The organism is Streptomyces roseus, from assembly GCF_001044425.1.
Lineage (GTDB): Bacteria > Actinomycetota > Actinomycetes > Streptomycetales > Streptomycetaceae > Streptomyces > Streptomyces roseus.
Window position 1 is genome coordinate 1 of sequence record NZ_LFML01000042.1, and the last position, 14,121, is coordinate 14,121.

Sequence of the window (14,121 nt, forward strand, 5' to 3'; positions counted from 1 at the left end):
CGCCGTCCGCGCGGCCATGGTCCGCTCCGGCGGCCGGCGCGGGCGCCGCCCCGGCCCGCGCTTCGACCGCACCGGTTTCCCGATGGACCCCCGCGACCGCGCCGCCCGCCGCGACCGGCTGCGGGCCCGGGCCGTGACGACGACCGTCGTGGCCACGGTCGTCGCGGCCCCGGTGATCGCGCTGTGGGCGGCGTACCGCGGTGCCCCGGAGACCGGCGAGCCCGGCGGCGCGGACTCCGCCCGGATCTCCGCGAGCGAATCCGAGCTCCCGGCCCTGCGCCAGGACGGCCGCCCGCTGCGCGCGTACGAGAACGCCGGCAACACCGCGCACACCACCGGCGAGCCCGGCTTCGCCCGGGGCGCGGCCGATCCGGACGGCTCGGACGTATCGGTGGAGGTGATCAGCACCGGGGCGCCCGCCACCCCCGACGGCCGGCCCGGGAATCCCGGGCGGCTCTCCGTCGCCGCCTCCTCGCACGGGGCCACGACCATGCTCACGCTGACCGCCTCCGGCGGGGCCCCCGTGGACTGGCAGCTGTGGTCCGACGCGCCGTGGCTGCGGGCGAGCAGGAGCGCGGGGACCCTGGACCCTGGCGAATCGTTCATCGTGTGGATCACCGTGGACGCGCAGGCCCAGCCGGTCGGTGCCTGGTCCGCCCGGATCGGCGTGGATCCGGGCGGCGCGGTGGTCTCCATCCAGGGCCGCGGCCGTCCGGCGCCCACCCCGCCGCCGGAGCCGGGGGACCCGACGCCGCCGAGCCCGACGCCCACGCCGAAGCCCACGGACACCCCGGCGCCGCCGAGCCCCACGCCGACGCCGACGCCCACGCCGACGCCGACCCCGACGGAGAGCGCGTCAGGGGGGCCGGGGGTACCAGGAGGAACGGTTGGCCCGCCGTCGGATCCGAGCGGACCGGGGCCTTCGTAGGCCCCGGCGGTCTCGGCGCGGGCCCGGTCACTCCCTCCGGCTACGGGGCGGCGGGGCCCGCCGGCGGGTCGGCGGGGTGCGGAGCCATGGGCAGCAGCGAGGACAGCCGCGCCTCGCAGAGCTTGACGAGGGCCTCGTACCCCTCCTTGCCCATGAGCTCGGTCAGCTCGGGGCGGTATGACACGTACACCGGCTCGCCGGCGCCGTGCGCGGACGTCGCCGACGTGCACCACCAGTGCAGGTCGTGGCCGCCCGGACCCCAGCCGCGCCGGTCGTACTCGCCGATGGACACCTGGAGCACGCGGGTGTCGTCGGGCCGGTCGATCCACTCGTAGGTCCGGCGGATCGGCAGCTGCCAGCACACGTCCGGCTTGGTCTCCAGCGGCTCCTGGCCGCTCCTGAGGGCCAGGATGTGCAGCGAGCAGCCCGCGCCGGCGGGGAAACCGGGCCGGTTCAGGAAGATGCAGGCGCCCTCCCAGCGGCGGGTCTGCTTCTCCCCGTCGTCATCGTTCTGCGTCCACCCGGTCTCGCTGCCGACGTCGTGGAACTGCCACAGCTCGGGAGTCAGCCGTGCCACGTTCTCGGCGACCCGCTTCTCGTCGTCCTCGTCCGAGAAGTGGGCGCCGAGGGTGCAGCAGCCGTCCGAGGCCCGGCCGGCCTGGATGCCCTGGCAGCCGCTGCCGAAGATGCACGTCCAGCGGGAGGTCAGCCAGGTCAGGTCGCAGCGGAAGACCTGCTCGGCGTCGGCCGGGTCGGGGAACTCCACCCAGGCGCGGGGAAAGTCGAGGCCCTTCTCGTCATCACGGGGGGATGCGACGGGGGCTTTGGCGGAGGCCTTGGCCTTCTTCGCCTTGGCGGACTGGTTGGCCTTCTTCGTATTTGGCACAAACCCAAGCCTAAGGGCCCCTTACGCCACCCATACTCCAGCCGCACAGTAGCGTTTCCTCCCATGAGACTCGGTGTCCTTGATGTGGGTTCGAACACGATCCATCTCCTGGTGGTGGACGCGCACCCCGGCGCGCGCCCGCAGCCGGCGCACTCGCACAAGGTGGAACTGCGGCTCGCGGAGCTGCTCGACGAGCGCGGAGCGGTCACCCCGGAGGGCATAGAGCACCTCGTCGCGGTGATCGGCGGGGCGGCGCAGGCCGCCGAGGACAAGGGCTGCGAGGACGTCGTCCCCTTCGCGACCAGCGCCGTGCGGGAGGCCACCAACGCCGACGAGGTCCTGGCCCGGGTGCTGGCCGAGACGGGCGTCGACCTGCCGATTCTCAGCGGCGAGGACGAGGCGCGGCTGACGTTCCTGGCCGCCCGGCGCTGGTTCGGCTGGTCCGCCGGCAAGCTGCTGGTGCTCGACATCGGCGGGGGCTCGCTGGAGATCGCGTACGGCATCGACGAGGACCCGGACGCCGCGGTCTCGCTGCCGCTGGGCGCGGGCCGTCTCACCAAGGGCTGGCTGCCGGGCGACCCGCCGGACCCGGCGGACGTACGGGCCCTGCGGCGCCACGCGCGGGCCCAGATCGCCCGTACGGTCGGCGAGTTCAGCCGCTTCGGGGCGCCGGACCACGTGGTGGCGACATCGAAGACGTTCCGCCAGCTGGCCCGCATCGCGGGCGCGGCCCGCTCGGCGGACGGGCTGTACGTGCAGCGGGACCTGACCCGCAAGTCCCTGGAGGAGTGGGTCCCGCGCCTGGCGGCGATGACCACGGCCCAGCGCGCCGCCCTCCCGGGCGTCTCGGACGGCCGCGCGTCCCAGCTCCTGGCGGGAGCCCTGGTCGCGGAGGGCGCGATGGACCTCTTCGGCGTCGACGAACTCGAAATCTGCCCCTGGGCCCTGCGGGAGGGCGTGATCCTCCGCCGCCTGGACCACCTCCCGTCCTGAGCCGACGGGTCGGGCCCTGCGGCACCGGTCCCCTCGGGCAGCGAACGGGTCCGGGGCCCCCGGCATCGCGCTCGCGGATGCCCGGGCCCGCACGGCAGGACCCTCCCGGCCGGGGCCGGGTGGTGGGCGTCACGGTCCTTCACGGCCGGGACCCGTACCCTGTCCCCGTGGCAGAACCCGTTCGGATCCCGACTGCGAAAGTCGCCCTTTCCACCGCCTCCGTCTACCCGGAGTCGACGGCGACCGCGTTCGAGATCGCCGCGCGCCTGGGCTACGACGGCGTCGAGGTGATGGTCTGGACGGATCCGGTCAGCCAGGACGTCGACGCCCTGCGCCGGCTCTCCGACCACCACCAGGTGCCGATCCTGGCCGTGCACGCCCCCTGTCTGCTGATCACGCAGCGCGTGTGGTCCACCGATCCCTGGACCAAGCTCCAGCGGGCGCAGTCCGCCGCCGAGCGGCTGGGGGCCTCCACCGTCGTCGTGCACCCGCCCTTCCGCTGGCAGCGCCAGTACGCGAAGGACTTCGTCGGCGGCATCTGGCGGATGGCCGACGAGACCGACGTCCGGTTCGCCGTCGAGAACATGTACCCGTGGCGCTACCGGGACCGCGAGATGCTCGCGTACGCCCCCGACTGGGACGTCACGAAGGACGACTACCGGCACTTCACCGTCGATCTCTCGCACACCGCCACCGCCCGTACGGACGCCACCGCCATGATCGACCGCATGGGGGACCGGCTGGCGCACGTGCACCTCGCCGACGGAAACGGTTCGGCGAAGGACGAGCACCTGGTTCCGGGGCGGGGGACGCAGCCGTGCGCCGAGCTGCTGGAGCGCCTCGCCCGCACCTCCTTCGACGGGCACGTCGTCATCGAGGTCAACACCCGCCGCGCGATGTCCTCCGCCGAGCGCGAGGCCGACCTCGCCGAGGCCCTGGCCTTCACCCGCCTGCACCTCGCGACCCGTTCCACCGGCTCCCCGGTCAGGACCCCGCGCCCATGACGGAACCCGCCAAGCCGCGCCGCGGGCCCGGCCGGCCCCGCCAGGACGAGGCCGACGAGGGCCCCGGCACCCAGGAGCGCATCCGGCTCGCCGCCCGCGAGGTGTTCGCGGAGCGCGGGTACGACAAGACGTCCGTACGCGGCGTCGCGAAGGTGGCCGGCGTGGACCCGGCCCTGGTGCACCACTACTTCGGCAGCAAGGACGACCTCTTCGCCGCCGCCATCGAGGTGACGATGGAGCCCGCCCTCGTCGTCCCCGCCATCGTGGGGGAGGGCCCCGAAGGGATCGGGGAGCGGCTGGCCCGCTACTTCCTGGGCATCTGGGAGAACCCGGTCAGCCGGGCGCCCCTCCTCGCCGTCATACGCTCAGCGCTCACCCACGAGGCCGCGGCGGCGGTGCTGCGCCGGCTGGTCCTGCGCCGGGTCCTGGAGCGGGTCGCGGCCGACCTCGACGTCCCCGACCCCACCTTCCGCGCCGAGCTCGCCGCCTCCCACATGATCGGCATCGCGCTCCTGCGGTACGTGGTCCAGGTCGAGCCCCTCGCGTCCGCGGATCCGGAGGACATCGTCGTCCTCGTCGCGCCCACCCTCCAGCGCTATCTGACCGAGGAATGAGCCGCCCGTATCGACATGCGGACCACCTGTCCGCATCGCGGGCCAGGAGCGTAGCCTCGTAACCGAGCCGTATCCACAGTCATGCACCGTCGCGGCGGGCGTGCGAACGCCACCGTACTCATGGGGAGTGAACCCGATGCCCGAGCTGAGGTCCCGCACCGTCACCCACGGCCGCAACATGGCGGGCGCACGCGCCCTTATGCGTGCGTCGGGCGTAGCGAGCGCGGACATCGGGAAGCCGATCATCGCGGTCGCCAACTCCTTCACGGAGTTCGTGCCCGGCCACACCCACCTGGCCCCCGTGGGCCGGATCGTCTCCGACGCGATCCGCGCCGCCGGTGCGATCCCGCGCGAGTTCAACACCATCGCGGTCGACGACGGCATCGCCATGGGCCACGGCGGCATGCTGTACTCCCTGCCCTCCCGCGACCTGATCGCGGACAGCGTGGAGTACATGGTCGAGGCCCACTGTGCCGACGCGCTCATCTGCATCTCCAACTGCGACAAGATCACGCCCGGCATGCTGATGGCCGCCATGCGCCTCAACATCCCCGTCGTGTTCGTGTCCGGCGGCCCGATGGAGGCCGGCCAGGCCGTCCTCGTCGACGGCACCGTCCGCAAGCTGGACCTGATCGACGCGATGGTCGAGGCCTCCAACGAGAACGTCTCCGACGAGGACGTGCTGCGCATCGAGGAGAACGCCTGTCCGACCTGCGGGTCGTGCAGCGGCATGTTCACCGCCAACTCCATGAACTGCCTCGCCGAGGCCATCGGCCTCGCGCTCCCCGGCAACGGTTCGGTCCTCGCCACGCACACCGCCCGCCGCGCCCTGTACGAGGACGCCGGCCGGACGGTCGTCGAGATCACCAAGCGGTACTACGAGCAGGACGACCACTCGGTCCTGCCGCGTTCCATCGCCACCCGCCAGGCCTTCGAGAACGCCATGGCCCTCGACATCGCCATGGGCGGCTCGACGAACACGATCCTGCACCTGCTCGCCGCCGCGCAGGAGGCGGGCCTGGAGTACGACCTCACCGACATCGACGAGGTGTCGAGGCGGGTCCCGTGCCTGGCCAAGGTCGCGCCGAACGTGGCGCCGGGCGGCACGTACTACATGGAGGACATCCACCGGGCCGGCGGCATCCCCGCCATCCTCGGCGAGCTGCACCGCGGCGGGCTGCTGAACAAGGACGTCACGACGGTCCACTCGGAGAACCTGGAGGACTGGCTGGCGAAGTGGGACGCCCGCAGCGGCACGGCGAGCGAGACGGCCATGGAGCTGTGGCACGCGGCCCCCGGCTGCGTGCGCTCCGCCACCGCCTTCTCGCAGTCCGAGCGCTGGGACACCCTCGACCTGGACGCCGAGGGCGGCTGCATCCGGTCGGTGCAGCACGCGTACTCCAAGGACGGCGGACTGGCGGTGCTGCGCGGCAACATCGCGGTCGACGGGTGCGTCGTCAAGACGGCGGGCGTCGACGAGTCGATCTGGACCTTCGAGGGCCCGGCGGTCGTCTGCGAATCGCAGGACGAGGCGGTCGACAAGATCCTCCGCAAGGAGATCAAGGCGGGCGACGTCGTCGTCATCCGGTACGAGGGCCCGCGCGGCGGCCCCGGCATGCAGGAGATGCTCTACCCGACGTCCTTCCTCAAGGGGCGCGGGCTCGGCAAGGTGTGCGCGCTGGTCACGGACGGCCGCTTCTCCGGCGGCACCTCGGGCCTGTCCATCGGCCACGCCTCCCCGGAGGCGGCCTCGGGCGGCGACATCGCCGTCGTCGAGGACGGGGACCGCATCCGGATCGACATCCCGAACCGGTCGATCGAGCTGCTGGTGGACGAGGCCACGCTGGCCGCCCGCCATGCCGCCCTCGGCGGGGTCTACGCCCCGAAGAACCGTGAACGCAAGGTCTCGGCGGCGCTGCGCGCGTACGCGGCGATGGCGACGAGCGCCGACAAGGGTGCGGTCCGCGACGTGTCGAAGCTGGGCGTCTGACGGCGTTCACCCGATTCACTCGGCCGCAGGCCGCACCCCCTGCCGACCCCGCCGGGAGCCCCTGGCGGGGTGGGTCCCGGCGGGGCGGCCCCGGCGGGAGCCCCTGGCGGGGTGGGCCCCGGCGGGCCCGGCCTCGCTCACCAGCGCGTCGGGTCCGTCGCGTCGACCGCGAAGATGGAGCCGTCGGGGGACGTTCCGTAGACGCGGTCTCCGGCCGGGACCGGTGCCGCAAGCGTCGCCGTGAAGCCGGCGCGGCCGTCGGTCGGGCGCGACCGTGTCTGGCCCACCAGCCGGCCGCTCCCGGCGTCCACCGCCAGCAGCCGCCCGTCCGGCGCGGTCAGGAGGATCCGGCCGTCGGCCGCCACCGGGCGCGAGGCCGCGGACAGGCCCGTCTCCAGCCGCCACTGCTCCCGCTCCGCGCCGACCGCGATCAGCGCGCCCGTGGCCCCTACGGCGTACGTGACGCCGTCCGCGCCCACCGCCGCCTCCGCGTCGAACAGCGGCACCGACAGCCGGACCCGCCGTACCGCCTGCGTCGCCGCGTCCACCCGGACCACCGCGCCCGTCCTGCCGTCCGCGTCGGTGTCCAGCAGGCAGAGCCCGTCCCGGGCGGCGCCGACCGGCCGCAGCCGCCCCGCCGTCCGCAGCTGCCAGTGCACCGTCCCGCTCGCCGGATCCACCGCCAGCAGCTGCGAGCTCCCGCCACCGCTGTCCGGCGTGGACACGTACACGAGGGGGCCGCCACCCGCCGCGGGGCCGCCACCCGCCGCGGCGCCGCCGCCCCACCAGACCGAACCGACCCCGCCGAGCTGCTTCGTCCACCGCGGCGCGCCACTCGCGGCGTCCAGCGCCGTCACGTTCCCGTTCGGCGGTGCGAGCAGCACCTGCGCGCCCGCCGCCACCGCCCGCGTCCCGTCCGCCAGCTTCCGCTGCCAGCGCTCGGCGCCCGTCCCCGGATCCAGCGCCCGCAGCGTCCCGGCGCCCGGTTCGGCCACGAGCACCAGCCCGCCCGCGTGCAGCGGCGCGCTGTCGCCCGCCGTACGGGTGCCGGCCGCAGCCGCCTTCAGCGACCACACGAGCGATCCGTTCGCCGGATCGAGCCGCGCCACGGCCACCCCCGGCCCCGCGCAGTACAGCGCGGCCGCCGCCTCCCCCCACGAGCAGGAGCCCGTCCGGTTGCCCGTCCCCGGCTCGCCCAGCGAGACCGTCCACGGTACGAACGGCTTCGCCGCGGCGGCAGCCGCGGCCTTCGTCCCGTCCGCCTCCCCCGCACCCTGCCCCGGCGCCCCGCCACCCGCTCCGAAGCGCAGGTACCCGCCCACGGCCCCGCCCGCCAGCAGCAGCCCGACCGAGGCCGCCACCACCGCCCGGGCCCGGCGCCGCCCCGGGCGGGCGCCGGCGGGCTCCGCCACGGGGATCCGCTCCCTCGCGTGCGTGACCTCCTCGACCGGCCGCCGGGGCGGGGCGACGAACGCCTGCGTGTCCTCGGAGGTCCGGTACGCCAGCGCCCGCATCTCCGCGATCAGCTGCTCCGCGGTGGGCCGGTCCGCCGGGTCCTTCGCCAGGCACCGCGCCACCACCGGTACGAGCCGCTCCGGCAGCCCGCTCAGATCGGGCTCGGCGTGCACGACCTGGTACGCCACCAGGTAGTGGCTGTCGGAGTCGAACGGCCCGTGCCCCGTGGCCGCGTGCACGAGCACGGCGCCCAGCGCGAACACGTCCGCCGCCGAACCCACCTCCCGCGGCCGCTGGAACTGCTCCGGCGCCATGTACGGCGGCGTCCCGATCAGCTTCCCCGTCTCGGTCCGCAGATCGCTGTCCGCCGGCCGCGAGATGCCGAAGTCGATGACGCGGACCCCGTCGGGGGCCATCAGCACGTTGCTGGGCTTCAGGTCCCGGTGGACCACCCCCACCCGGTGGATGTCCCGCAGCGCCTCCGCCAGCCCGGCGGCGAGCCGGGCCAGCTCGGCCGGGTCCAGCACCCGCTCCCGTACGCGCTCGGCCAGCGTCGGGGCGTCGATGAACAGGGTGGCCATCCACGGCCGTTCGGCATCCGGGTCGGCGTCCACGACGGGCGCGGTGAACGCTCCGCTCACCTGCCGGGCGGCGGCGACCTCCTGCCGGAACCGGGCGCGGAACTCCGGATCGACGGCATGCTCGGCATGCACGATCTTGACGGCGAGTTTCAGCCCCGAGCCGGAGGTGGCCAGATGGACGACGCCCATCCCGCCGGACCCGAGCACCGATTCCAGCCGGTACTGGCCGGCGTACTCAGGAAAGCCCACGTCCGCGCGCAGCGAATGCACCGCTCAACCACCCCCGCCGGAGCCTAGTCGATGGGCCGTACGAATCTCCAAGGGTGCTGCTACCCTGCGCGAGTTGCGCACGGCAACACCCATGGGGGGAGATTTCAACATGTCCGTGGAGAACGATTCCAGCCAAGTCCAGAGCCTCTCCGGCGGCTCGGGATTCCCGACGTTTCCCGTCGCTCCGGGCTACCGCGTGAACGTCCGCAGCGGCCCGGGGACGAACTACGCGATCGTCGACACCCTGCCGTACGGGGCGACCGTCGGGATCCGCTGCCAGTGCGACGGCACCACCGTCTCTGGCCCGTACGGCACGTCGGACATCTGGGACTGCATCGGCAACGGCCGCTTCGTCTCCGACGCGTACGTGAAGACCGGCAGCGACGGCTACGTGGCCAACCGCTGCAGCTGATCCCCGGTCCGGGGCGGCCGCCCGTCTGCCACGTGAGACGCTCCCGGCCCGCCCGGCCCGGCGGGGGATAATCGCCGGTGTGAGCGACGACGACCAGCGAGACCTGACCCCCGCCGAGCCGGCCCCCGCCGGGCAGGCCCCCGCCGGGCGGACCCCGGCGGCGCCGGCTCCCACCGGGCCCGAGCCCGAGCCGATCCGGTACTTCGGCACCACCTGGGTGCACCACGACGGCGGCTACGCCCTGCGCCGCGCCGCCGTCGGCGCCGGCTCGCTCATCACGGCCGTGGCCGCGGCCATGCTGCTCCGCCTCTCCTACGAGGGGCTGGAGATCGGCAACGTCGGCCCGTTCCTCAGCATCTCCGTCGTCGTCCTCTTCGCGATCGCCAGCGCCATCGCCTTCGTGAAGACCTGGGACTCCTACGGCCGCCGCCCGGCCCCCTCCTCCGACGAGGCCGCCCTCAAGGGCCTGAAGGCGATCGGTTTCATCGGCTCCCTCATCGCGTACTTCCTGCGCTGCTTCGTCGAAGCCCCCGGCGAGAAGCTGCGGCGGGCCGAGTACGAGCGCGCCACCGCCGAGTTCGCCCGCCGCCGCAGCGCCCGTACGGGCAACCCGGCCGCGCGCCGCGCCAAGCGCAAGAAGTAGCGGCCGCCCCTTCGCAGAAGCCTTCCTGTTGACGCCCCGGCACCGCCAGGAGCATTATTCATCACATGATGAATAACCCGCAGGCGCCGCCGCCCGACGATTCCGCCCCGCCCGCCGCGCCCGCCCCGCCCGCCGTCCACGCCCGCGGGCTCACCGTCCGCCGAGGCACCGGCCGCAGCCCCCGCACCGTCATCGACTCCATCGCCTTCGACGTCCCCCGCGGCCGCATCACCGGTCTCCTCGGCCCCTCCGGCTGCGGCAAGTCCACCCTCATGCGCTCCATCGTCGGCACCCAGGCCCACGTCACCGGCACCCTCGACGTCCTCGGCCGCCCCGCCGGCCACCCCGGACTCCGCTCCCGGATCGGCTACGTCACCCAGGCCCCGTCCGTCTACGACGACCTCACCGTCCGCCAGAACCTGGACTACTTCGCCGCCGTCCTCCACCCCGGCCGCGCCGCGGCCGACCGCCGCCGCGACACGGTCACCCGCGCCATCGCCGACGTCGACCTCACCAGCCGCGCCGGCGCCCTCGCCGGGAACCTCTCCGGCGGCCAGCGCAGCCGCGTCTCCCTCGCCGTCGCGCTCCTCGGCACCCCCGAGCTCCTCGTACTCGACGAGCCCACCGTCGGCCTCGACCCCGTCCTGCGCCGGGACCTGTGGAACCTCTTCCACGACATCGCCGCCACCCGCGGCGCCACGATCCTCGTCTCCTCCCACGTCATGGACGAGGCGGAGCGCTGCCACGACCTGCTCCTCATGCGCGAGGGCCGCATCCTCGCCCAGGACACACCCGACGCCCTGCGCACCCGTACGCGCTCCGCCACCGTCGAGGAGGGCTTCCTGCGCCTCGTCGACGAGGCCAACGCCACCGCGAACGCCCACACCCATGCCGACGCCCTTGCCGACGCCGGCGCCGACGCGAAGTCCGAGGTCACCCGATGAGCGCCGCCCGCACCACCGCCACCGCCGCCCGCGTCCTGCGCCAGCTCCGCCACGACCCGCGCTCCATCGCGCTGATGCTCCTGGTCCCCGTACTGATGCTGACGCTGCTGCGCTTCGTCTTCGACGGCAGCCCGCGGACCTTCGACAGCATCGGCGCATCCCTCCTCGGGATCTTCCCCCTCATCACCATGTTCCTGGTGACCTCGATCGCCACCCTGCGCGAGCGCACCTCCGGCACCCTCGAACGCCTCCTCGCCATGCCGCTGGGCAAGGGCGACCTCATCGCCGGCTACGCCCTCGCCTTCGGGGCCGTCGCCGTCGTCCAGTCCCTCCTCGCCACCGGCCTCGCCCTCTGGCTCCTCGGCCTCGACGTCGTCGGCTCGCCCTGGCTGCTCCTGCTCGTCGCCCTGCTCGACGCGCTCCTCGGCACGGCCCTCGGCCTGTTCGTCTCCGCCTTCGCCGCGTCCGAGTTCCAGGCCGTCCAGTTCATGCCGGCCGTGATCTTCCCGCAGCTCCTGCTGTGCGGCCTGTTCGCGGCGCGCGACACCATGCAGCCCGTCCTCGAAGGCATCTCGGACGTGCTGCCGATGTCGTACGCCGTCGACGGCATGACCCAGGTCCTCACCCACACCGACATGACCGCCGACTTCGTGCGCGACGCCGTCATCGTGGCCGCCTGCGCACTGCTCGTGCTCGCCCTGGGCGCGGCCACCCTCCGGCGCCGTACGCCGTGACCGCCACGGCGCCCGAGCGCCACGGAGCCTGACCGCACTGCGGACACCGCCTCGCCGCCACGCGCCCGGGTGCAAGGATGAGGAGGGAGAAGGCAGCACACGTGCAAGAAAGTTCGGCGAGGTGAATCGGGCATGACCCAGACAGTCGCGGTCCTCGGTACCGGCAAGATCGGTGAGGCGCTGCTCAGCGGAATGATCCGCGGCGGTTGGCCCGCCTCCAAGCTCCTCGTCACCGCCCGCCGCCCCGAACGCGCGGAGGAGCTCCGCTCCCGTTACGGCGTCGAGGCCGTCGGCAACGCCGAAGCCGCCAAGCGCGCGGACACCCTCATCCTCACCGTCAAGCCGCAGGACATGGGCAAGCTCCTGGAAGAGCTCGCCCCGCACGTCCCCGCCGACCGGCTGGTCATCAGCGGCGCCGCCGGCATCCCCACCTCCTTCTTCGAGGAGCGGCTCGCCTCCGGCACCCCCGTCGTCCGTGTCATGACGAACACCCCCGCCCTCGTCGACGAGGCCATGTCCGTCATCTCGGCCGGCAGCCACGCCACCGCCGCACACCTCGCCCACACCGAGGAGATCTTCGGCGGTGTCGGCAAGACCCTGCGCGTCCCCGAATCGCAGCAGGACGCCGCCACCGCCCTCTCCGGCTCCGGACCCGCCTACTTCTACTTCCTCGTCGAGGCCATGACCGACGCCGGCATCCTCCTCGGCCTGCCCCGCGCTCAGGCGCACGACCTCATCGTGCAGGCCGCCATCGGCGCCGCGGTGATGCTCCGGGACAGCGGCGAGCACCCGGTCAAGCTCCGCGAGGCCGTCACCTCCCCGGCCGGCACCACCATCAACGCGATCGTCGAGCTCGAACGCCACGGCGTACGGGCCGCCCTGATCGCGGCCCTCGAAGCGGCCCGCGACCGCAGCCGCGAACTGGCCTCCGGCAACAGCTGACGCAGACCGGTCGTACGGGAGTCGCGCGAGCGCGGGCCCGTACGACCCGGTCCCCTTCAGGGCTCCAGCAGCCCGATGGCCCGGTAGGCCCGGTCCACGACCGGCCGTGCCAGGGCCCGCGCCCGCCCGGCCCCCTCCCGCAGCACCTTCTCCACCGCCGCAGGATCGGCCGCCAGCTCGGCGTGCCGCTCCTGCACCGGCCGCAGCAGCTCCACCACCGCGTCGGCGACGTCCCGCTTGAGCGCCCCGTACCCGCTGTACTGCTCCGCGAGCGCGGCCGGATCCCCGCCGGTACAGGCGGCCAGCACGTCCAGCAGGTTCGCGACCCCGGGCCGCGCCTCCCGGTCGTAGACGACACCGCCGTCCCCGCTGTCGGTCACCGCCCTCATGACCTTCTTGCGGATCACCCCGGGCTCGTCCAGCATGAACACCACCCCGGGCCCGGCCCCGCCGGACTTCCCCATCTTCGACGTGGGCTCCTGAAGGTCCATGACGCGTGCGGCGACCTTCGGCAGCGTCACCTTCGGCACCGTGAACGTGTGCCCGTAGCGCTGGTTGAACCGCACCGCCAGATCCCGGGCCAGCTCCACGTGCTGGCGCTGATCCTCACCCACCGGGACCTCCTCGGTGTCGTAGGCGAGGATGTCGGCGGCCATCAGCACGGGATACGTCAGGAGGGACAGCCGTACGCCCTCCCCGGACGCCTGCGCCCGGGCGGACTTCTCCTTGTACTGGATCATCCGGCGCATCTCGCCGTCGGTGGCGGTGCATTCGAGGACGTACGAGAGGCGGGTGTGCTCGTCGACGTGGCTCTGCATGAACAGGGTGCACTTCCGCGGGTCCAGCCCGGAGGCGAGGAACAGCGTCGCCACCTGCCTGCTGAGCCGGCGCACCCGTGCGGGATCGTGCTCGACGGTCAGCGCGTGGAGGTCCACGACGCAGAACAGCGCCTCGTCCGGCTGCTGCTCGGCCGCGACCCACTGCCGCAGGGCCCCCAGGTAGTTCCCCAGCGTCAGGTGCCCGGTCGGCTTGATCCCGCTGAAGATCCTCGTCATGTCCTGTCTCCCTGTTCGTGGCTGGTGTCCGTGTCGGGACCGCCGCGTCGGGCGACCGAGCCACTCCCGGGAGGGGAGAAACAGAAACGGCCGCCGGAAGCGGCGGCCGTGAGCGCATGCGTGCTCGCGTGTGGGTCGGCCGCCGTCAGGCGGCCCACCAGCGAAGGCTGGACGTGAGCGCATGCGTAGTCATGGGGGCAAGGCTAGCTCTTCGGGCGCCCCCTGTCCCGGGGTTGACACGGGTGTCCGTCGTCCGTAAGGTTCTTCGAGTTGTCCGACGTGAGCACAGACCCCGGTCGGTCCCCGGACAGCCATTCCGCACTACACATTCGAACGAACGACCCACTGTGTCGTCTCGTTTTCATGCGTATTTGCGAATGAGGAATCCGTGTCCACGGACGCGGCCACCGATTAGGTTCGGCGGCAAGGAATCCGCTACTGTCTCACTCGCCGCAAGGGCCCAACAGCCCGCGCAGCGAAACCCGCTGACTGGGAGTCAGGCCCGAAAGGATCTGATAGAGTCGGAATCGCCGGAAAGGGAAAGCGCGAAAGCGAAGGACCTGGAAAGCAGGCGGGACTGACTCTGATAGAGTCGGAAACGCAAGAACGAAGAACGAAAGCCCGGAGGAAAGCCCGAGAGGGTGAGTACGAAGGAAGCGTCCGTTCCTTG

At 73.2% G+C, this 14,121-nt stretch carries 13 protein-coding genes; 10 read left to right on the forward strand and 3 right to left on the reverse strand.

What is annotated here, in order from left to right; genetic code table 11:
• On the forward strand, positions 1–928 hold a 928-nt coding region (locus ACS04_RS10895), incomplete at its 5' end, for a BACON domain-containing protein (protein ID WP_048476361.1).
• 40 nt (positions 929–968) lie between these two features.
• Here ACS04_RS10895 and ACS04_RS10900 read toward each other — a convergent pair.
• On the reverse strand, positions 969–1,814 hold the full coding sequence (locus ACS04_RS10900) for a DUF3109 family protein (protein WP_048476362.1): 846 nt from the start codon (positions 1,812–1,814) through the stop codon (positions 969–971).
• 63 nt (positions 1,815–1,877) lie between these two features.
• On the opposite strand from ACS04_RS10900, the gene ACS04_RS10905 reads away from it, so the two are divergent.
• The 4 genes from ACS04_RS10905 to ilvD all read left to right on the forward strand — a co-directional run bounded on the left by ACS04_RS10905 (position 1,878) and on the right by ilvD (position 6,415).
• Positions 1,878–2,807: a Ppx/GppA family phosphatase gene (locus ACS04_RS10905; RefSeq protein ID WP_048476363.1), complete on the forward strand. Its 930-nt coding sequence runs from the start codon at positions 1,878–1,880 to the stop codon at positions 2,805–2,807.
• A gap of 167 nt (positions 2,808–2,974) precedes the next feature.
• Positions 2,975–3,811 carry a sugar phosphate isomerase/epimerase family protein gene (locus ACS04_RS10910; protein WP_048476372.1) on the forward strand — a complete coding sequence of 279 codons (837 nt, stop codon included), beginning with the start codon at positions 2,975–2,977 and terminating at the stop codon, positions 3,809–3,811.
• Positions 3,808–4,425 (forward strand): TetR/AcrR family transcriptional regulator, encoded by a 618-nt coding sequence (locus ACS04_RS10915; RefSeq protein ID WP_048476364.1) that lies wholly within the window; start codon positions 3,808–3,810, stop codon positions 4,423–4,425. The genes ACS04_RS10910 and ACS04_RS10915 overlap by 4 nt, the downstream gene beginning before the upstream one ends.
• Positions 4,426–4,561: 136 nt before the next feature.
• Positions 4,562–6,415: a dihydroxy-acid dehydratase gene (gene ilvD / locus ACS04_RS10920; RefSeq protein ID WP_048476365.1), complete on the forward strand. Its 1,854-nt coding sequence runs from the start codon at positions 4,562–4,564 to the stop codon at positions 6,413–6,415.
• Between the two features lie 137 nt (positions 6,416–6,552).
• On the opposite strand, the gene ACS04_RS10925 is transcribed toward ilvD, so the two are convergent.
• Entirely contained in the window at positions 6,553–8,700 is a 2,148-nt protein-coding gene (locus ACS04_RS10925; protein WP_280920989.1) for a serine/threonine-protein kinase, read from the reverse strand.
• Positions 8,701–8,830: 130 nt separating this feature from the next.
• Here ACS04_RS10925 and ACS04_RS10930 point away from each other — a divergent pair, with 130 nt between their 5' ends.
• From ACS04_RS10930 to proC, 5 genes are all read left to right on the forward strand, one after another.
• Positions 8,831–9,133 carry an SH3 domain-containing protein gene (locus ACS04_RS10930; RefSeq protein WP_048476367.1) on the forward strand — a complete coding sequence of 101 codons (303 nt, stop codon included), beginning with the start codon at positions 8,831–8,833 and terminating at the stop codon, positions 9,131–9,133.
• A 79-nt stretch (positions 9,134–9,212) separates the two neighbouring features.
• Positions 9,213–9,776, forward strand: a complete 564-nt coding sequence (locus tag ACS04_RS10935) for a hypothetical protein (protein WP_078864629.1) — start codon at positions 9,213–9,215, stop codon at positions 9,774–9,776.
• A gap of 65 nt (positions 9,777–9,841) precedes the next feature.
• Positions 9,842–10,720 (forward strand): ABC transporter ATP-binding protein, encoded by an 879-nt coding sequence (locus tag ACS04_RS10940; protein WP_048476368.1) that lies wholly within the window; start codon positions 9,842–9,844, stop codon positions 10,718–10,720.
• The gene (locus tag ACS04_RS10945) at positions 10,717–11,454 is read left to right on the forward strand and encodes an ABC transporter permease (protein WP_048476369.1); all 738 of its coding nucleotides are present in this window, start codon (positions 10,717–10,719) and stop codon (positions 11,452–11,454) included. The genes ACS04_RS10940 and ACS04_RS10945 overlap by 4 nt, the downstream gene beginning before the upstream one ends.
• Positions 11,455–11,586: 132 nt before the next feature.
• Complete coding sequence (proC, locus tag ACS04_RS10950; protein WP_048476370.1) at positions 11,587–12,396, forward strand: pyrroline-5-carboxylate reductase; 810 nt, start codon at positions 11,587–11,589, stop codon at positions 12,394–12,396.
• 56 nt (positions 12,397–12,452) lie between these two features.
• Here proC and trpS read toward each other — a convergent pair whose 3' ends face one another.
• The gene (gene trpS, locus ACS04_RS10955) at positions 12,453–13,451 is read right to left on the reverse strand and encodes a tryptophan--tRNA ligase (protein WP_048476371.1); all 999 of its coding nucleotides are present in this window, start codon (positions 13,449–13,451) and stop codon (positions 12,453–12,455) included.
• Positions 13,452–14,121: the final 670 nt, after the last annotated feature.